17 protein-coding genes and 2 pseudogenes are annotated in these 19,390 nt (G+C 72.2%); 9 read left to right on the top strand and 10 right to left on the bottom strand.

Annotation, left to right across the window (positions count from 1 at the left end):
* Window positions 1-97 precede the first annotated feature (97 nt).
* A complete protein-coding gene (locus tag C8250_RS23175) occupies window positions 98-967 on the bottom strand; it encodes a tyrosinase family protein (protein ID WP_138351289.1) in 870 nt (289 codons plus the stop codon).
* A 19-nt stretch (window positions 968-986) separates the two neighbouring features.
* Window positions 987-1,472 carry a tyrosinase family oxidase copper chaperone gene (locus tag C8250_RS23180; RefSeq protein WP_138351290.1) on the bottom strand — a complete coding sequence of 162 codons (486 nt, stop codon included), beginning with the start codon at window positions 1,470-1,472 and terminating at the stop codon, window positions 987-989.
* A 621-nt stretch (window positions 1,473-2,093) separates the two neighbouring features.
* Between C8250_RS23180 and C8250_RS43655 the strand changes: the two are divergent.
* From C8250_RS43655 to C8250_RS43660, 3 genes and pseudogenes are all read left to right on the top strand, one after another.
* A pseudogene (locus tag C8250_RS43655) lies at window positions 2,094-3,050 on the top strand (glycosyl hydrolase); the annotation flags it as partial.
* A 945-nt stretch (window positions 3,051-3,995) separates the two neighbouring features.
* Window positions 3,996-4,406, top strand: a complete 411-nt coding sequence (locus tag C8250_RS23190; protein ID WP_138351292.1) for a rodlin — start codon at window positions 3,996-3,998, stop codon at window positions 4,404-4,406.
* Window positions 4,407-4,701: 295 nt separating this feature from the next.
* Window positions 4,702-5,484, top strand: a complete 783-nt coding sequence (locus C8250_RS43660) for a hypothetical protein (protein ID WP_244809304.1) — start codon at window positions 4,702-4,704, stop codon at window positions 5,482-5,484.
* A gap of 92 nt (window positions 5,485-5,576) precedes the next feature.
* Here C8250_RS43660 and C8250_RS23205 read toward each other — a convergent pair whose 3' ends face one another.
* The 8 genes and pseudogenes from C8250_RS23205 to C8250_RS23240 all read right to left on the bottom strand — a co-directional run bounded on the left by C8250_RS23205 (window position 5,577) and on the right by C8250_RS23240 (window position 15,210).
* Window positions 5,577-6,731, bottom strand: coding sequence for a GNAT family N-acetyltransferase (locus C8250_RS23205; RefSeq protein WP_138351293.1), 1,155 nt, complete (start codon window positions 6,729-6,731; stop codon window positions 5,577-5,579).
* On the bottom strand, window positions 6,731-7,393 hold the full coding sequence (locus C8250_RS23210) for a lipopolysaccharide biosynthesis protein (RefSeq protein WP_138351294.1): 663 nt from the start codon (window positions 7,391-7,393) through the stop codon (window positions 6,731-6,733). Before C8250_RS23210 ends, C8250_RS23205 begins: the two co-directional genes overlap by 1 nt.
* Window positions 7,394-7,419: 26 nt before the next feature.
* On the bottom strand, window positions 7,420-8,544 hold the full coding sequence (locus C8250_RS23215) for a glycosyltransferase (protein WP_138351295.1): 1,125 nt from the start codon (window positions 8,542-8,544) through the stop codon (window positions 7,420-7,422).
* A gap of 161 nt (window positions 8,545-8,705) precedes the next feature.
* Window positions 8,706-9,383: pseudogene (locus C8250_RS23220) on the bottom strand (polysaccharide deacetylase family protein); the annotation flags it as partial.
* An 88-nt stretch (window positions 9,384-9,471) separates the two neighbouring features.
* Window positions 9,472-11,187 (bottom strand): lipid II flippase MurJ, encoded by a 1,716-nt coding sequence (locus C8250_RS23225; RefSeq protein WP_138351296.1) that lies wholly within the window; start codon window positions 11,185-11,187, stop codon window positions 9,472-9,474.
* The gene (locus C8250_RS23230) at window positions 11,184-12,461 is read right to left on the bottom strand and encodes an O-antigen ligase family protein (RefSeq protein ID WP_232484941.1); all 1,278 of its coding nucleotides are present in this window, start codon (window positions 12,459-12,461) and stop codon (window positions 11,184-11,186) included. Before C8250_RS23230 ends, C8250_RS23225 begins: the two co-directional genes overlap by 4 nt.
* A gap of 95 nt (window positions 12,462-12,556) precedes the next feature.
* Window positions 12,557-14,029 (bottom strand): sugar transferase, encoded by a 1,473-nt coding sequence (locus C8250_RS23235; RefSeq protein WP_138351297.1) that lies wholly within the window; start codon window positions 14,027-14,029, stop codon window positions 12,557-12,559.
* Window positions 14,026-15,210: a glycosyltransferase family 4 protein gene (locus C8250_RS23240; protein WP_138351298.1), complete on the bottom strand. Its 1,185-nt coding sequence runs from the start codon at window positions 15,208-15,210 to the stop codon at window positions 14,026-14,028. Before C8250_RS23240 ends, C8250_RS23235 begins: the two co-directional genes overlap by 4 nt.
* A gap of 570 nt (window positions 15,211-15,780) precedes the next feature.
* On the opposite strand from C8250_RS23240, the gene C8250_RS23245 reads away from it, so the two are divergent.
* The 6 genes from C8250_RS23245 to C8250_RS23270 all read left to right on the top strand — a co-directional run bounded on the left by C8250_RS23245 (window position 15,781) and on the right by C8250_RS23270 (window position 19,327).
* Window positions 15,781-16,020 (top strand): chaplin, encoded by a 240-nt coding sequence (locus C8250_RS23245; protein ID WP_138351299.1) that lies wholly within the window; start codon window positions 15,781-15,783, stop codon window positions 16,018-16,020.
* A 125-nt stretch (window positions 16,021-16,145) separates the two neighbouring features.
* Window positions 16,146-16,556, top strand: a complete 411-nt coding sequence (locus tag C8250_RS23250; RefSeq protein WP_138351300.1) for a rodlin — start codon at window positions 16,146-16,148, stop codon at window positions 16,554-16,556.
* 292 nt (window positions 16,557-16,848) lie between these two features.
* A complete protein-coding gene (locus C8250_RS23255; protein WP_138351301.1) occupies window positions 16,849-17,082 on the top strand; it encodes a chaplin in 234 nt (77 codons plus the stop codon).
* A gap of 136 nt (window positions 17,083-17,218) precedes the next feature.
* Window positions 17,219-17,989, top strand: a complete 771-nt coding sequence (locus C8250_RS23260) for a chaplin (RefSeq protein ID WP_138351302.1) — start codon at window positions 17,219-17,221, stop codon at window positions 17,987-17,989.
* Between the two features lie 471 nt (window positions 17,990-18,460).
* Window positions 18,461-18,796, top strand: a complete 336-nt coding sequence (locus C8250_RS23265) for a hypothetical protein (protein WP_138351303.1) — start codon at window positions 18,461-18,463, stop codon at window positions 18,794-18,796.
* A gap of 117 nt (window positions 18,797-18,913) precedes the next feature.
* Entirely contained in the window at window positions 18,914-19,327 is a 414-nt protein-coding gene (locus tag C8250_RS23270) for a rodlin (protein WP_138351304.1), read from the top strand.
* The last annotated feature ends 63 nt before the right edge of the window (window positions 19,328-19,390 follow it).

The raw sequence follows: 19,390 nt of genomic DNA on the forward strand, positions 1-19,390 counted from the left end.
GGCCCGGGGCGAACACCCCCATCCCACTGGTGCGGCCCCCCGCGATGCCTTCGCGGGGGGCCGCACTCGTGCGTTCGCCCGCCGGTCCGGGTGCGGGTCAGTTCTCCTCGTACCGGTAGATGTTCTGCAGGTTCATGACCTCGGACGGCTTCGTGTTCCACGGCGGCATGGGCTCGTTCAGACTGACGACGCGGCCGTGCTGCGGGTCGGAGGCGGCCAGCGGCCGGGCCGGCAGATAGCCCGACTTCGGGTACTTGCGCTGCCAGCGCAGCCAGATGAGGTCGATGAAGGCGTGGTGCAGCCAGAAGACCGGGTCGTTGGGCGAGGTGGCGCCCGTCATATGGCCGCCGACCCACTGGTGGACCCGGTTGTGGAGGAGTCCGCCCTGCGTCTCGCTGACCGTCCACCCCTCGATCCTGTTGCGGAAGCCCTTGGTGGTGGCGGTGGAGTTCCACGGGGAGGTGTCGTAGACCGATTCCGCGATCGCCTTGTCGAGGTCCGCCTTGGTGGGCAGCCCGATCGGACGGTCCGGGCGGCCGAACTGCCGGGTCAGATACTTCTCGTCCGTGACGGCGACGGTGATCGGCCAGTTGCCGTTGACGTAGGCGAAGGGGCCGGTCATGACCTGGCCGTCGGACCGCCGGCCGTCACCGCCCAGGAAGTCGGACGCCCAGATCGAGGAGGTCTTCGCGTTGTCCCGCGTCCAGTCCCAGTAGGGCAGGGTGACGCTGGAGTCCACGGACTGCAGCTTGCGCTCGAACTCCAGGATCAGCCGGCGGTGCCACGGGAAGAACGAGGGCGTCATGTGGCCGACCCGGAGCCCGGTGTCGCCGTCGGAGACGTAGTACTGACCGTGTATGCGGACGAAGTCGTCGTAGATGCCCTTGCTCTTGAGTTTCAGGACCGCGCGGACGAACTTCGCCCGCTGGGCGCTGGTCATGTTCTTCTGGTTCTGGCGGGTGTACACCGTGTCGGCCCTTCTGCGGTCAGTGGTGGTAGGCGCCGCCGGCGAGCGACAGCTTGGCTCCGCCGATCACGTCGACCGCGCCGCGGGCCGTGTCGAGCGGGGTGGCGTACGGCTGGTAGTGGTTGGCCACACTCAGGTAGGTGCCGTCCGCGCGCCGCATGACATGGAGCTGCCGGCCGTCGATGAGGATGACGACAGGGGACCCCTCGGTCGTGGCGGCGTCGGCCGTGCCGGTGGGCACACCCTGGATGCGGCGGCCCCGGTAGACCTCGTCGAAGGCTCCGGCGGCCGCAGCCGGGGCGGACCCCGCCCGGTCGCTGCCGGCGTCGGACCGGCCGGACCCGGTCTTCCCCGCGTCGGACTCCCCGGCCGTGATGATCGGGTGCAGTACCGCCGTCGTGCCGGTGACGGCGACGGCTGCGGTGAACGCCGCCCGGAGCACCCGGCGGCGCGTGTGGGCGGACGGTGACGCTTTCCCGCCGCCGTTTTCCTTGGCTTCGCTCATGCTCAGCTCTCCTCGATATCGGCCGACAGGGCCGGACCTGTGAGGAGCGGCGGTATCGCGCCGCATTCGCCCGGACGGGCGGCGCCGACTGTCCGTCAGCTATGCACCATCATCCTGCTCCCGGCGTGAGGCGCTCGCTCATCCCGGCAGCCGGAGTACAGAACTCCATTCGTGCGGGTGGCGTTTGCCTCCGACCCGTGACGAACGTAAATCCGATATACGGCGGCGGAAGTCAACCAGGGACCCGGTATTCACCCGATCTGACGATCCGACGGATTCACCGGCGGTTCTGACCGGCGCACGTTTCCTAATGGACTATCAGAAGAGGCCCGCTCGCCCGGCTGCTCATACTTTCTGAATTACCGTCCGGAGAAAGTGCTCCGTGTCGGTAACGTCGCAGGAGGAGCAAACATGGCCCACCGACGCCAGAGGCTGACTGGTGCATGTGTCGGAGCGGCCACCGCCGGCCTGCTCATGCTCGGGATGACCCACACCGCCGTCGACGACATGCGCGTCGCGGCGGACGCCACGGATCCGGCACCGCCGTCACCGGCCGCCGGACCGCCGGGTCCCGGGCCGGCCGGGGCCCTGCGCCCCGCGTCGACCGCCGGATACACGCCGATGGGGGCGTTCACGTCCTCCGGTGCCGACGGTGTGCAGCGGATCGCCGATCTGCAGCAGTGGCTGGGCGGTACCCATCTCACGGTGGGTCACACCTATCTCCCCGGCGAGAGCTGGGACAACATCGAGGGCGAGCCCGAGCTGCTGCAGCCGTGGGCGCAGTGGAGGAAGGCGGAGCCGGACCGGCTCTTCGTCCTCAACGTGCCGATGCAGGAGCGCAACGAGCAGCACATCTCCGACAGCCAGGTGCGGTCGCTGCTGCGCTCCGGCGCGGCGGGCCGGTTCGACAGCCACTTCACGGAGCTGGCGCGGCGACTGGTCGCGCTGGGTGTGCCCGACACGGTCGTCGTGCTGGGCTGGGAGATGAACGGCACCACGTACACCCACCGCTGCGGTCCGGATCCGGAGTCCTGGAAGACGTACTGGAACCGCATCGTGACGGCGATGCGCGCCGTTCCCGGCCAGCGGTTCCGGTTCGACTTCACGCCGAACCGCGGCCAGGACGCCATCGGCTGGACGTCGTGCTACCCGGGTGACTCCACCGTGGACATCATCGGCATGGACTCCTACGACCAGCCGCCGGGCGACTCCTTCTACGACCAGGTCGAGGAGCCGTTCGGTCTCCAGGCGCAGGTGGACTTCGCGGCCGCGCACAACAAGGCGATCTCCTATCCGGAGTGGGGACTCTTCCGCAACGGCGACAACGCGGACTACATGCGGATGATGCTGCAGTGGATCAACGATCACCGGCCGGTCTACCAGACGCTCACCGACTACTGTCCGCACGGCGTGTGGCAGTGCACGGACAACCCCAAGTCGTCGAAGGTCTTCCGGTCGACGAACTTCGCCCGCGTCGAGCCGACGCCGACGCCGGTACCGACCCCTGTTCCGACGCCGACGACAACGCCTGCACCCACGCCGTCGACCACGCCTACGCCGAGCGGGACGCCGACGCCGGGCGGGACAACGAGTGTGCCGCTGACGTCCACGCCCGCGGACGTGCCGTCGCCGTCGCCGACGGACGGCGCGACCCCGGCGGAGTCCCCGACCGTTCCGGTGAGCCCCGCGCCGGGTGACGCCACGACGCCACCCGCGACGGTGACGCCGCCCGCGACCGTGACCCCGACCGTCACCCCGGCCGCGACTCCGGATCCGGCCGTGGCGGAGACCCCGTCCGCCGCACCGGTTCCGGCCGACGCGACGGCGCCGGTGGTCGCTCCGGCGGCCCCGCCGACCGCCGATCCGGTGGTGGCGCCGGAGCCCGCGCCCGGGCTGAGCCCGGCGCCCGCGCCGAGTCCCGCCGCGACGCTCACCCCCCTGCCGGCTCCGGGTCCCGATCCGGCCGCCACCGGCGCCACGGCACCCGCGCCTGCTCCGACCGTCATGGTTCCGGTGCCGGTGACCCTCCCGACGATCGGTGCGCCCTGCACACCGACGCCGGATCCCGGCTTCAGCCCCGCCCCCAGCCTGTCGCCCGCACCGGTTCCGACGTCTCCTGTTCCGACGTCTCCCGCTCCTGCGCCGACTGCGTCGCCGACGTCGCCCGCGACGCCGGGGCCGGTCGTCCAGGTGGCCGGACCCGTGTGCACGGCGGTTCCGGTGGGGCCCTTCAAGCCCGCTCCGACGCTCAGTTCACCCCCGGCGCCCGCCGAGGTGTGCCTGCCACTCGACATGGGAGACGAATTCAAGCGCCAGTTCGGCACCGGAAAGCTGTGCTTCCGCGTCGAATGGCAGACCCCCAAGAAGAGCTGACCGTAACGCGACGCGCCCGGCGGCCTGCCGCCGGGCGCACGCATGGAAAATCGGTTGGGCTAGTGGAGTGAAATCGCGGAACCAAACCGGAGATGGGCAGTTGATCAGTTCGCTTCAATGACAGGAACATAGTTTCAAGAAGGGCGAACCGTGCTGAAGAAGTTCATGGCCAGTGCAGCAGTTGCCGTTTCCATCGTCGGTCTCTCCGCCATGGCTGCCCCGCAGGCGCTGGCCATCGGTAACGACGAGGGAGCCTCCACCACGAACGGTAACGGGGCGGAGCAGAGCTACGGCAACACCCACACCGACGGTGTGATGAGCCCCCAGGTCGGCCTCGTCCAGGGCACGCTCAACAAGCCGTGTGTCGGCCTGCCGCTCAAGGCGAACATCGGCTCGCTCGTCGGCCTCGTGCCGATCACGGCCCAGGACATCAACGTTCTGTCGTCGCCGCAGAACCAGCAGTGCACGGAGAACTCCTCGCAGATCAAGGGCGACGAGCCGCTGTCGCACATCCTGAGCCAGATCCCGGTGCTCTCGGGCAACGGCGTCGGCAACGGCTGACAGCTGACACCTCATCGCATGGCGGTGGCCGCGTACTCCGTACGCGGCCACCGTCGCGTTCTCCGGCGCTTCCGATTTTCCCGGGGCACCCGGTTGGCTCACGTGGCCGCCGACAATCCCTTCGCGGCGGCCCCGGACGCCGAATGCACTGTGTCCAGGGGCTGTTCACGGCCGGTCCCGGCCGGAGGGGGAGCGCGACACGCCGGGTGCCGGTAGTTGACAGGTTGCGGGGCCGCCGTTCGCTTTCGACGGTTGTGGAGTACACCCGTCTGTTCAGCGAAGGGAAAACATCTTCATGCGCACCCACCGGACGACCGGCGTGATCGTCTCCACCGCCCTCGTCGGCGCACTCGCATTCGGCACTGCCGGAACGGCATTCGCGTCCCCCGACGTCGCTCCCACCGGTACCTTCACCGGTCGCACCGCCCCGGCGGCTCCTGATCCCGCCGCACTACTCGCCCAGGTCACAGCCCTCGGCAATGTCGGCGCCGTCCTGACGCCGGTGACGGACCTGGTCAAGGCCGTGCTCGCGGCCCCCGGCAACAAGCTGTCGGCGGAGGACGCCACGAAGCACGCCGACGCGGTCAAGGCCGCGATCGCCGCGGCCAAGGTCCCCGCGGCGCCGGCTGTCCCGGCCGCGCCCGCAGCGCCCGCCGTCCCCGCCGCTCCGGCCGCCCCGGCCGTTCCTGCGGTTCCCGCCGTGCCGGCCGTGCCGGCCGTCCCCGCGCTGCCGGCCACCCCCGCGCTGCCCGGAGTTCCGGCGCTGTCCGGTGTGTCGATGCACGGCGTCAGTGCTGCGGACCGCTCCGCACCGCGTGCGGCCGACGTCGCGGGTGACGCGCTGGCCGGTCTGCAGACGGCCGTCGACAACCTGCTGAAGGCGGCCACGTCGGGTGACGTGGCGGGTGTCCTGACCAGCGCGCTCGCGACCGTCACCGGCCTGGTCAACTTCCTGGTCGCCACGGTCCTCGGCGGTGCGCTGCCGGCGCCGGACCTGCCCGGCCTGCCGAAGCTCCCGGCGCTGCCGACCCTCCCGGTCCCGCTCCCGCCGCTGCCGCTCAACGACCTCCCCGGCTGACGCGTTCAGGACCCCGACGACCTGCGGCACGCGGATGGACGCGCGCCGCAGGTCGTGGTCTTTTCCGGGGCGGGTGCCGGCGGAAGGGCGCCTCAGACCCGCTTCGCCCGCCAGGTGTTCAGCCGCGACCGCCAGCTGCGCACCACCGGCAGATAGCGGCGCACCGCCGCGGCCGCCCGGTCCCGGAGTGCGGCCCGTGCGACCTGGAGCCGGAGGGCGGGCGCGAACAGCGGCGACGTCATCAGCAGCCGCTGGTTGGCCACGAGGTCGGGGCACCAGGGCAGCTTGTTCGCCTCGTTGCCGCGCAGCAGGCTCAGCGCTCCGCCGCCGCCCGATGCGGTGGCGTGACCGGCGCCGTTCCTGATCAGCATGGTGGTGAGATCGGCCTTGGTGGCGCGCAGCCGGGGGTCGGCGCCGAAGAGATAGCCGCCGACCAGTTGCGGGGAGAGCATCTTGAGGTCCGCCGCCAGCACTTCGCCGTCCAGCCGGTACTCGGTGATGACGGCGTCGCCGCCGGCCACCATGTGCTGCCCGGCCCGCTTGAGGTGCGCGGCGAAGCGCGGCCTGGCGTGCTCCGGGGTCACCCCGCGTCCCTCCCACTGCAGGATGTGGAGGCGCAGCAGGTTCTCGACGGCCGTGGGCACCTCGTGCTCGGGGACGACGCGCTCCTCGATGCCCAGGGCGTCGAGTTTGCGTACGTAGGCCCGGGTGCGCTGGCCGCGGGAGGTGGACATCCGGGTGATCAGCTCGGCCAGCGGGACACCGGGCAGCTCCATGCAGACGGAGTCCGCCAGCCGCCGCTTCGGTCCCTGCCAGCACTCGTGGAGCCGTTCGGCGGCGGCGCCCGGCCGTACCTCGCGCAGGTCGATCAGCGCGCCGCGGGCCGCGCGGCGCAGTCCGGTGGCCATCGCGGTGACGGCGGCGTCGGTGGCGTTGTCGTCGAGCAGCACGTCGGAGAAGTCGGTGATGCTGCCGCCCAGCGGCACCAGGACGGGCAGCGGCCGGTGGGTGAGCATCAGCGGGGCGGCGCCGATGAGCTCCCCGTCCTGCCGGACGAGCAGCACCCGCAACCGGCGGGGCCGCCCGTACGACGTCCACCAGGAGTGCAGCCAGGAGTGGCTCTGGAACGGGGTGGCGGTCCGGCAGTGCCGGTGCAGGCGTCCCCACTCCTCGCGCAGCGCGGCGAACTGCAGCGGGTCGCGGCACATCGTCACCGAGCGGACGGCTGCGGTGTCGCCCCCGGTCATCACGCCATTTCCTTGACCGGCGGACGGCTGCCGTGGGCCGGGGCGGGAACAGCGGCGTGCGCGGCCGCCCGGCGGCCGCGGTTGCCGGGCCGGACCAGTAGGACCAGCGCGCCGACCAGGCCGCCGGCGCTGGCGCCGACGGCGCCGGACAGCGCCGTCGAGGGCGACGCGGCCGCGGCGGGGACGGCGGCCGGGGAGAACATCAGCAACCGCACCCCGGTGTTGGCGGCGTTCCGGTTGCCGGTGGCCGTCAGGGAGTTCGCCACGGCGTTCGCGATGTCCGAGGCGTCGCGGGCGCGGGACCCGGTGCCGGTGATCGCGATCATCGGCGCGTCGGGCGAGGTGGCCACCTGCACGTTCTCGCGCAGCCGCGCGAGAGGTACGCCCGCGTCCTCCTGCGCGTCGGCCAGCACCGTGGAACCGGTGATGACGCGGCCGTAGGCCTGTGCGAACCCGAGGGCGGTGGCCGGGTCGGAGTGCTGCGGCACGACGATGACGTAGCTGGTCGCGGAGTACTGCGGCGGGGTGGCCAGGCCGTAGCCCAGGCCGCCGGCCAGCCCGATGCCGATGCACAGCGGCAGCGGCCACCAGCGCGGCAGCCGCCGCGACGCGTCCCGCAGCCGGGTCGGCGCGCCGGGGGCGTGGGTGGGGGTCTCGTCCATGGGATCGCTCTTTCTGTGGGCTCTGGTCAGGGCCGGGCGGGCCGGGCGGCGGCGAGCGCGTACAGCTCGGCCAGCCGGCCGGCGGTGCCGGCGATGTCGTAGTGGCCGACGGCGGACGGCACCGGGAAGCGGTGTTGTCCGGCCTCCTGGTGCTGCCGCAGGGCGGCGGCGAGCGCGTCGGCACCGGCGCCGATACGCCGTGCGCCGGGTGCGTCCGCGGCGGGCAGGTCGTCGATGGCCGGGCAGGTGACGTACAGGACGGGCAGCCCGGCCGCGAGGGCCTCCAGCACGGCGAGCCCGAAGGTCTCCTCGCGCGAGGCGGAGACGAAGAGGTCGACGGTGGCGAGCAGCGCGGGGAGGGCCGGCGCCGGGTCGCGGCCGTCCCCGCCGCCGGTTTCGCCCAGCAGATGGATCCGGTCGGCCGCGCCCAGCCCGGCGGCCAGCCTCAGCAGGGCGTCGCGCTCGGGTCCCGCGCCGGCCAGCAGCAGCTGGGCGCCGGGGCGGCCGGCGACCGCGCGCACCAGCAGGTCGAACCGCTTGCCGGCCACCAGCCGCCCCACGCCGCCCACCACGAAGGCGTCCTGCGGGAGCCCGAGGCGGGTCCTGGTGGCCGCCCGGACCGCGGCGTCGAAGCGGAACGCCCCGGCGTCGATGCCGTTGGGCACCGTATGGATCCGCGGCCCCGGGATGCCCCAGGCGCGCAGCCGTTCGGCGACGGTGTCCGAGACCGCGACGGTCGCGCTGCCGAGTTTCTCGGTGCCCCGGTACAGGGCGCGGGTGCCGCGGGTGAGGGGGCGGCCCTCGATCGTGGTGGTCCCCAGGGAGTGCTCGGTGGCGACCACGGTGCGCACCCCGGCCAGCCGGGCGGCGATCCGGCCGTAGACGCAGGCCCGGTAGAGGTGGGTGTGGACGAGGTCGTAGCGCCCGGCGCGGATCAGCCGGGTGAGCCGGGGCAGCGCGGTGAGGTCCCGGTTCCCGGTCATCCCCAGATGGGTGACGGGTGTGCCGTCGGCGCGGATGCCCTCGGCGACCGGACCCGGGTGGGTGAGGGTGATGACCTCGCAGGACAGCGGCAGATGCCGCAGCAGCAGCCGCAACTGCTGTTCGGCCCCGCCGATGCCGAGCCCGGTGATGATGTGCAGGACCTTCATCGGCCGTCCTGCTCGACCCGGGGTTCCGAGGGGACCGGCGAGCCCTCGGCGACACGCGCGTCCGGCACTTCAGGGGCGTCCGGCACGTCAGGGGCGTCCGCGGAATCCCGAGGGCCGGCGGTGCGGGCGTACGGCAGCGCGGCGTAACCGCCCTCGAACGGCAGCGGGCGGCGGCGCAGCAGGTGTTGCAGCCGCTTGAGGTGGAGGTGCCCGGCGGTGTCCCGCTCCCCTACATAGGCGCGGGGCAGCGCGTGCGTCCCGGTCAGCGGCCCCGCTCCGACGGCGCAGCCGTACGCGTAGCCGGCCGCGCGTACGGCGTTGACGACGCGGGCGTCCAGCTTGCCGTACGGATAACAGAAGCCCTCGGGGGCCTTCCCGGTGATCTCCTGGAGCCGGTCGCGGCTGCCGCGCACCTCTGCGGCCAGCACGTCGTCGGCGGTGGCCGTCAGGTCCAGATGGACGAGGCCGTGGGAGCCGACCTCCATACCGGCGGCGGCCGCGGCGCGGATGCCGTCCTCGGTCAGCAGTGGTTTGCGCGGCCCCAGTTCGTCCCAGTCGTTGCTCCCGCCGAGCCTGCCGGGCAGGACGAAGACCGTGGCGGAGTGCTCGTACCGGCGCAGCAGCGGTACCGCGTGTTCCACGAAGTCGGCGTAGCCGTCGTCGAAGGTCAGCCCGACGAGCCGCTTCCCGCGCCCGTCCGCGCGGGCGCGCAGCAGCTCCGCCACGCCCACCCCGGTCAGGCCGCGGCCGTTCAGCCACCGCAGCTGCCGTTCCAGCCGGTCGGGGCTGACGGTGACCAGGTACGGATCGTCGGCGCACTCCCCGACGGAGTGGTACATCAGCACCCACGGCGCTGTCCGGCGGCCTCGTCCGGACAGCGTGTCGGAGGCGGCGGAGCGGCGCGGAGGGACGTGGACGGGGGAGATCTCAGCGGACATGGGGCAGCTTCCGTTTCACGGTGGCGAGCAGGTGCGGGACTTCCGGCACCCGTACGGCGGCGGCGGCCGCGGTGAAAATGGCCGGTACCACGAGACAGCAGACGGTGGTGGACAGGAGTGGTCCCGGCAGCAGGCGGGCGGTCGCCCAGCCGGCCGTAGTGGCGGCCGCGGCGGCCACCACGAGCCGGCCGAGACCCGCCGCGACCGTGCGGGCCCTGATGGCGATCACCTGCGCGCCGAGGCCGCGCAGCAGCAGCACGGCGGTGGCCGTGATGCCCGCGGCGTTGGCGCCGGCGATGCCGTAGATGCCCCAGTACCCGACGGTGACGGCTCCCGCGGTGATGGTGATCAGCAGTCCGGCACCCATGGCGGCGGCCGGGTACCAGGTGGGCCGGGCGGCCGAGAAGAACGGCCGGACCAGGGCTCCCACCATGCTCTGGCCCAGCAGGCCCAGCGCGTAGACCCGCATGACGGACGCCGTCGCGGCGGTGTCGGCCGCGTCGAAGGCGCCGCGCTGGAAGAGCAGTTGGACGATCTGCGGCGCACAGGCGATGACGAAGGCGGTGCCGAGCAGCACCACGATGCCGGCCAGCGTGAGATCGCGTTCCACCCGGCGCCGCGCCTTGTCCGGCTCACCGTCGGCCAGCGCCTGCGCGACCACCGGGAAGGTGACCGTGACGATCATCAACGAGAGCACCATCGGCAGTTGGGCGACCTTCTGCGCGTAGTTCAGATGCGAGATGGCGCCCGCGGGGAGCGAGGCGGCGAGGAACCGTTCGATCAGCACCTGCGCCTGGCGGCAGAGGCTGAAGATGATGACGGGAGCCAGCAGCGCGATCCCGAGGGGCGCGGCGCCCGCGTCCCCGGCGGCCCGTGCGGCGGCCCGCACCGAGCGCCGCGGGCGCGGGCCGCGCGGCGGCAGCCGGCGCAGGAACGACGGGAGTTGGACGAGCACCATCAGCAGGCCGCCGACCGCGACACCGGCCGCGGCGGCGCGCACTCCCCAGCGGGCGTGGAGCAGCAGCAGGGTGGCGATGATGCCGACGTTGTAGACGACGTAGATGGCCGCCGGCGGGACGAACCGGCGGTGCGCGCGCAGCGCGGCGCTGAAGTAGCCGGTGAGGCCGAACGTCAGGACGGTGGCGGCGGTGAGCCGGGTGCAGTCGACCGCGAGGGCGGGGTCCTTCAGACCGGGCGCCAGGATCCCCACGAGCACGGGCGCGCCCAGTTCGAGCAGCACCATCGCCGCGCCCAGGGCGAGCAGCAGCCGGGGCAGCGTGGCCGCCAGCAGCGTCCGTACGGGGTCCGGCCCTTGCCCCGCTCCGCGGCGCCGGGCCAGGGCGAGGCTGAAGGCCGGGATCAGCAGCAGGGCCATCGCGTCCTCGATGAGGACGGTGGAGGAGAGTTCCGGCACGGTCCAGGCGACCAGGAACGCGTCGGTGGCGGGTCCCGCGCCGAAGAGGTGGGCGATCGTCTGGTCGCGGAGCAGGCCCAGCAGCGAGCCGAGCGCGGTGAGCGCGGCGGTGAGGGCCGCGGCCCGCGCCAGTACCCGTCCCAGGCCGGACGGTTGGGGCTGTTCCCTCGCCGCTCCCCCGCCGTCCGGCGCGGGGGAAGGAGCGGGGACGACAGCCGGGGCTACGCCTTCGAGGACGCCGGATCGCGGTGGCTGCGCGGGAGGTTCGGGTGGCGCCGTGGTGTCCGTCATCGGACGGCCTCCGGGCGCAGTGCCCAGGCGGCGGCCAGTCCGAAGAGCATGGCGGTCAGCACGGTCGAGGGCCCGCCGATGTCCGCGTACAGGAAGTCGACGCACTGCCAGAGCAGCAGCCCGGTCGCGATCAGCCCGCACTCGGTGCCGCGGCCCGCGCGCCGGGCTCCCGCCAGCCGGCTCAGCCCGACGGCCAGCAGCGCCGCCCAGCTGCCGACGATCAGGGTGATCCCGATCAGCCCCTGCTCGCTGAGGATGAGCAGATACATGTTGTGCGGGGACAACAGGGGTTCGCGCGCGAACCCCTGGCCCGCGCCGTCGGTGTCGCTGCCGGACGACAGGTCGAGCGCGGCGTGCCCGTCGCGGTGGGCGGGGAAGCCCTTGAGGCCGACGCCGGTGGCCGGCCGCTCGCGCCACATGTCGGTGGCGGCGGCCCACAGGCTGTACCGGTCGGTGACCGACGAGTCGGGCGCGTCCGTCACCTGCGTGATGCTGGCGAGCCGGTCGCTGATCAGCTGGGAGCCCACCCCGGCGCCGCCGACCAGCACCACGCCCGCCGCGGCCGTCACCGCGAGGATCCGTACCGCCTGGCGCCAGCCGGCCAGCACGGTCATCACCGAGCACGCCAGCACGGTGGCGATCCAGGTGCCGCGGCTGAAGGACAGCACCAGCGGGACCACGAGCGCCGCGGCGCAGCCCAGCGCGACCGGCCGCAGCCGGCGGGGGGAGCCGGGCGCGGCCGGCGCGAGGGCCAGCCCGACGGAGATCATCAGCCCGTAGGCGACCACGGTGGCCATGCCCATCACGTCCGACGGCCCGAACGTGCCGACGGCGCGGATGTTCTCGCCGACGTACGAGGCGCCGGTTCCCGTCGCGTACTGGTAGACCCCGAACGCGCCCTGCACCAGGGCGAGCAGTACGACGGAGCCGGCCACCACCAGGAAGTCGCGGGTGGTGCGCAGCAGCAGCACCAGCGCGGTCGGCACGAGGACGAAGACCTGTAGGTACCGCACGAATCCGGCGACACCGGCGGCCGGATCGGCGGCGGCGAGGGTGGCCACCGCGATCGCGACGACGGGCGCGCCCAGGACGAGGGCGGCCGCCGCGGTCAGCGGACGCGTCCGCGCCCGCAGCGCCCGGACGGCGCAGAAGGCGACCAGCACTCCCGAGGCCGCGTCGGCGGGGGTCATCTTCCCGGAGGCGCTCACATCCCCGGCGCCGACCGGGGCCGCGAGCAGCAGCACGGTCGCGACCGCGGGCAGCAGCGGCCCCAGCCAGGCCCATCGGTCGACTGCGTGGCGGGCCGGGGGACGGGCGGCCGGCGCGTGCCGTACGGGGCGGGGGGCGGTGTCCGGGAGGACGGCCACGCTCAGCTCCCCCCGAACCGGAAGAGCGCCGTCGCGGTGCGCAGCAGGATGCGGATGTCCTGCCACAGCGACCAGCTCTCGATGTAGTGGTTGTCGAAGCGGGCCCGGTCCTCGATGGAGGTGTCGCCGCGCAGCCCGTGGATCTGCGCGAGGCCCGTGATGCCGACGGGCATCCGGTGCCGCTCCTGGTATCCGGGGTACGTCTGGCTGAACTGGCGGACGAAGTAGGGCCGTTCCGGCCGGGGGCCGACCAGGCTCATGTCACCGCGCAGCACGTTCCACAGCTGCGGCAGCTCGTCCAGCGAGGTACGGCGCAGGAAGTGGCCGACGGCGCTCATCCGCCGGTCGTGGGAGACGTTCCACCGGGTGGCCGACTCCCGCTCGTCGCTCGGCCGCAGGGTGCGGAACTTCAGCAGGACGAACGGCCGGCCGTCCAGGCCGACGCGCTCCTGCCGGAAGAGCACCCCGGGGCCGTCGGAGAGCCGGACGGCCAGCGCGCTGAGTGCCAGGATCGGGGCCGCGGGCAGCAGCGCCAGGAAGGCGAGCAGGGCGTCCAGCACCCGCTTGGCGATCAGGCCGGCGCCGGGGCGCGGGTAAGGGTCGAGGCGGGCGCAGGCGAAGCCCCACAGATGGCCGGCCGCCGGCCGGCCGGCGGTCCTGGAGCCGGGCCCCGACGTGACCTGCCACAGACAGCAGCCCCGGGCGGCGAGCAGTCGGACCAGGTTCGCGGCCGCCGGATTGCCCGCCGGGGGGCCGGCGAACACGGCGTAGCGCACCGAGTTCTGGATGATCGCCCGGTGGATGTCGCCGACGGAGCCGAGCACGGGCAGCGGTGAGTCCGTGCCCGGCGTGTTGTACGGGTGCACCACGCCGACCGGCCGCATGCCGTACTCGGGGTGCGCGTACAGCACGTCGGCCACCTGCTGGACGACGGGACCGGCCCCGACGAGCAGCGTCGAGCGCGGATGGCGCCGCGCCGACCAGCGCTGGAACCGGTAGACGACCGCGCGTGCGGCGCAGGCCAGCAGGCTGGTCGCGGCGATCGTGGTGAGCAGCACCGGCCAGCCGGGGGAGTGCGCCGGGCGGACGGCGGCGAGGGTGGTGGCGGACGCGCACCAGGCGAGGGCCGAGCAGCCGAGCAGCGCGGGCAACTCGTCGAGTGCCGCCGGGTCGAGGCCGGTTCGGTACAGCCCGGCGTAGGTGTGCAGGAGCGTCAGGCACACCAGGAGCGGTCCGAGCAGCAGCACCGGGGAACCCGGGCGGACGGCCAGCACGCCGGCGGCGGCCAGGCAGTCGGTGGCGACGAGCGGGACGACCGCGCGGTGGCGGACGGCGACCCGTGCGTGGGGGCGCCGCTGCACGGCGGCGTCGGACGGTCCCCGGGGTGGCGAGATCGGGGCGGTGGTGGCGGGCGCGACCTTGGTCTGCCGCACGTGCCGGGCTGGGTGGGGCGCGCTTGCGCTCTCCGTCGTCATCGCGTGATGCGTTCCCTGCACTCGGGTCGCGACGGATCGAGCATGTCGCGGTAGAGGTCCGCGACCGATGCCGTCGTCCGCCGCACGTCGTATGTCGTGCGCACGTGGTTGAGGGCCCGGCGGGCCGCGGTTGCGCACACGCCGGGGTTGGTCAGCAGGCCGAGCAGCGCCTGGGCGAGGGCGTCGGGATCCTCCGGCGGCACCAGGCAGAAGCGCTCCTGGCCGGGTGGCAGGCTCTCCCGCGCGCCGTCGACGTCGGTCATCACCACGGGGCGGCCGCAGGCCATCGCCTCCAGCGGGGCCAGCGCCATCCCCTCCCACCGGGACGGCTGGACGACCACGTCGGCGGCCCGGTACCAGGGGACGGCGTCGCGGGTGGCCCCGGCGAACAGCACCCCTTCGGGGGCGTCCCGGAGCAGCCGGTCGCGGTCGGGTCCTTCGCCCACCAGGACCAGCCGGGCGTCGGGCAGCCGGGCGGTGACCTCGGGCCAGGCCCGCAGGAGCAGGTCCTGGCCCTTCTGCGGACACAGCCGGCCCACGCAGACCACGAGGCGGTCGGCGGGACCCAGGTCGGTGAGGGCGGGCATCGAGGCGCGCAGTCCGCGGGCCGCGTCCGGCGGCCCGCCGTCGGGAGTGAATCGCTCGAGGTCGACGCCGTTGGGAACGACCGCCCAGCGGGCGTCGATCCCGGCACGTTCCCCTGTCAGCCGTTCGCTCTCGCTGACACAGAGCACCCGGGTGGCCCAGCGCGCGGCCCACCGCTCCCAGCGCAGAGCGGCGTACGCGGTCGCCCCGCCGACCGCTTCGAAGGACCAGGCGTGCGGCTGGAACACCGTCGGGACCCGGCCGCGTACCGCCAGCCGTCCGGCCAGTCCGGCCTTGGCGCTGTGGGCGTGCAGCAGGTCGGGACGCACCTCGCGGACCACCCGGCGGGCGCGGGCGGTCTCGCCGGGAAGGCCTGGGCCGGGGGAACGGCCGGCCGCCCAGGGCACGACCTCGGCGCCCGCCTCGGCCGCGTCGGCGGCCAGGACGCCGCCGGGAGGGCAGGCCACGACCGCGCGGACCCCGTCACCGACCTGGGCCCGCACCAGGTCGGTGACGACGCGGGCGACCCCGCCGTCGACCGGCTGAACGAGGTGGAGCACCGTCAGCCGGCCCGGGTCCTGCTGGTGTTGCGGCATCGCGCGCCGTTCTCTCTCTCTCCGCGACATGAAGAATCGGATGTGTGCTGCCTGCCCTGTCCCGCCACATCAGTGGTCTGTCCCGCTAACAACGAGGGGTCTGCCGGGCAGGTAATCCTTGTTCGGCGCGCCGGCGCGAAATCGGAGCTCAGTGCCGCCGCCGGCCGACGGCGGAACCTGGTTCACCGACCGGCGCCCGCAGGTCGATCGGCGAACTCCTGTTCGTCCGCTCGCAAATGCCGGCGGAATGCTGGTTGCTCTCCACAGTCAACCATCAGAACAGGAATGCACCGTGACAGAGCGCGGATTGAAAATCACGCAGGACGCGCTGACCACGGCTCCTAGCACATTCTTACGACCAACTGATCAATCAGCGCGGTGTGTTGACGTACCGGCGTTTGTCGAACGGGGTCGCGAAAGAAACGATGCGGCTATTCGGCAACCCGTACACATGCGCGGGATTTCACCTTCCGGGGGAGGTACCCCCGGGCGTGCCGGTGCGTTGATAGTTCCGTTGGCCCATCCGGGCCAACGCCGCTTTCCAGCTCTCCAGTAGAAAAAGGTGCTCCCTTGTCACGCTTCGCCAAGGCAACCGTTCTGACCGCTTTCGCCGGTGCCGCTGTCGCCGGTGCGTCCGGTATCGCTTTCGCGGACTCCGGTGCCCAGGGTGCCGCTGTGGAGTCGCCCGGTGTCGGTTCCGGCAACCAGATCCAGGTTCCGGTGCACGTGCCCGTCAACCTGTGCGGCAACTCCGTCAGCGTGATCGGCCTGCTCAACCCGGTATTCGGCAACGTCTGCGTGAACCGCTGACCGCACGGCTCGTTGTCCGGGCCGGGGTCGTCACCATTCGGGTGAAGGGCCATAACTAAACCTGGGATGGACAGTTGATCAGTCCGACCCGGTACCGGGGCAATCTCGCACAAGAAGGAATAATCGTGATCAAGAAGTTCCTCGCCACGGCTGCGGTGGCTGTCTCCGTCGTCGGCGCCACCGCCGCGATGGCCGCGCCCGCGATGGCGATCGGCGACGACAGCGGTGCCAGCACCACCAACGGCAACGGTTCCGAGCAGTCGTACGGCAACACTTACACCAGCGGCTACATGAGCCCCTCGTTCGCGCTCGTCCAGGGTTCCCTGAACAAGCCGTGCATCGCCCTCCCGGCGAAGGCCAACGTCGGTTCGCTGGTCGGCCTGGTTCCGATCACGGTCCAGGACATCAACGTCCTGTCGTCGCCGCAGAACCAGCAGTGCACCGAGAACTCCTCGCAGATCAAGGGCGACGAGCCGCTGTCGCACATCCTGGACCAGATCCCGGTCCTCTCCGGCAACGGCGCGGGCAACCACTGATCCGCATTGCCTGAAGGCCCTGGCCGCCGGTGATCACCACCGGCGGCCAGGGCTGTTCTGCGTTGACCGCAATTCGTACCTGGAATCGTATTCAGCACGGCAATTCGTGAATTGCGGAAGCCGAAGTTACGGCATTCGGGTGGATGATCACGGCAGCGGCACGTGAAGGGTTTCTCCAGCCATCGGCAGTCGTTACCCCGGATGGTAGCGGCGTCACGGGCGGCAAGAAATTCCCCCGGGCAGCACGACGGTCGTGACTGTGATCGACGCCCCTACGGAAAGGGAGCTCAACGTGAAATACTCGAAGGTTGCCGCAATCGCCGCAGGAACGCTGATGGTCATGGGTGGCGCTGCCCCCGCATTCGCCGACGCCGGCGCCCAGGCCGAGGTCTCGCACTCCCCGGGTGTGCTGTCGGGCAACAGCCTTCAGGTCCCGATCCACATCCCGGTCAACGTGTGCGGCAACACGGTCAACGTCATCGCCCTGCTCAACCCGGCGTTCGGCAACGCCTGCACCAACAAGTGACGTTGGTCCCCAGCCCGTGAGGGCGACCCGTTGCGGCCCCGGAGCGCTCGCCTGTGCTCCGGGGCCGCTTCGGTTGCGGCGTGCGGGAGACCTTCCCGCGCGCTTCGTGAAACACCCATGGCAGGGAAGAGAGTCGATGCGACAGGCCTTGAGCAGGAGTCTGATCACCGTCGCCGCGGCGAGCGGAGTGCTCGCCATGACCGGCGGCTACGCACACGCCGATACGGAGGCGCAGGCGACCACCTCGAACTCGCCGGGCGTGCTGTCCGGCGACAGCGTCCAGGTCCCGGTGGACGCGCCGGTGAACCTGTGCGGCAACTCGGTGGACGTCGTGGCGCTGTTGAACCCGTCGATGGGCAACGGCTGCGGCAACGAGTCGGCCCCGGCGCACGAGCGGCACGCGGCGGTACCCGCGCAGCACACCGGGGCACCCTCGCACGGGAGCGCCCAGCACGGCGGCCGGCACCACAAGGAGCACAGCGGCCACCACGGCATGCGGCACGACGAAGGGAACACCACGTCGGGCTCGCCCGGTGTGGGCTCGGGCAACAGCATCCGGGTGCCGGTCCAGGCCCCGGTCACCGTGTGCGGCGACTCGGTGAACGTCGTGGCGCTGCTGAACCCGGCCATGGGTACGGACTGCGGTGGGGACGAGTGGACCCCGCCGCCGACGCACCCCATGCCGCCGCCGGTCCGGCACACCCCGCCGCCGACGCACGTCACCCCGCCGCCGGTCGAGCAGGTCACGCCGCCGAAGCACGCGGCCGCGACCCGGCCCGTCGTTCCGGTGCGCGCGCAGCTCGCTCAGACGGGTTCCGGGGATCTCGGTACGGCCGGAGCGGTCAGTGCGGGGCTGCTGCTGAGTGGAGCAATGCTCTACCGCCGAACGCGCGCCGCACGGGTCTGATCGAATTGATCTGTTGACGCGATGGGGAAACGGCCTGCCCCGGTGTCCCGCGACAGGAGAGATTCGCGAGGTGCCCGAATCGGCGAATTCGCCGGCGGCTGGGGGCCCACCGCGGGCAGGCCGTGCGCAGGAATCTGCGGACTCCTCGTGCGTCTTCGATAGTACGGGCCGGACGCCGTGGTCCCCCCGGCCGAACCGCGACTTCACGCGAACGAGAATATGTCATTTCGCTTGTTTCACATGCGTTCGGCTGTTTCCGGTACTCCTGGCCGGAATCCGGAGAACTCAATTGATACTAGAATTGCATGAGTTCTTCACTTTCGAGTGATTGCCAAGAAGGATCTTTCCTCATGGTTTCCGTTGCGCGGCGGGGTCGTTAGCCAGGGGGACTACGGCGTCGTGAGCCACCAGCCGCTCACCCGGCCACCACCTCTGTGGCCGACCCGGGCGCCGCTACTGAAAGGGTTGACAGTGAAGTTCTCCAAGGTTGCTGTGGTCGTCGCCGGTTCCGTGATGGCCGTGGGTGCCGCCGCGCCGGCGTTCGCCGCCGACGGGGCCCCGATGCCGACCAGCATCAACGGCGGCCTCGACCAGGCCTTCGCGGCGCAGCCGGTGCAGCAGGCGGGCGACGCCAGCCTCGGACCCGTGGTGGGCGCGGTCTCCAAGACCACCGACAAGCTGCGGTCGGACACCTCCACGGACTCGCTCCTGGGCCAGACGACCGACGCCGCCAAGAACCTGACGCCGGCGCTGGCCGGCGCCGCGAAGGCCACGTCGCTGCTCGGCGGCCTGCCCCTCGGCGGCTGACTTCACTGTGCGGGGCAATTTCCGCCAATGGAATGAAGCTCCGGAACCAAACCCGTTCTGAACGGTTGATCTCTTCGCCCCGACGTAGGGCATCCCCCCGCAGACAAAGGACTGATCATGATCAAGAAGTTCCTGGCCGGCGCTGCCCTGGCGGCCTCCGTCGTCGCCGTCGGTGCCGCCTCGGCCGCGCCCGCGATGGCCATCGGTGATGAGTCGGGTCTCAACACCGTGAACGGCAACGGGGCGGAGCAGTCCTACGGCAACACCCACACCGACGGCATGCAGAGCCCGCAGATCGGCCTCGTGCAGGGCTCGCTCAACAAGCTCTGCGCGGGCGTCCCGGTCAAGGCCAACGTCGGCTCGCTCGTCGGCATCCTGGTGCCGGTCACGGCCCAGGACATCAACGTCCTGGCGTCGCCGCAGAACCAGCAGTGCGCCGAGAACTCCACCCAGGGCAAGGGCGACGAGGCCGCGTCGCACATCCTGAACCAGATCCCGGTGCTCTCCGGCAACGGCGCCCACAACGGCTGACGCCCGCCACGCACCACTCCGGGTCGCCGGCCCATCTCCTCCGGCGACCCGGCCCCCTCACCC

Source organism: Streptomyces sp. So13.3 (assembly GCF_005860785.2).
GTDB lineage: Bacteria > Actinomycetota > Actinomycetes > Streptomycetales > Streptomycetaceae > Actinacidiphila > Actinacidiphila fildesensis.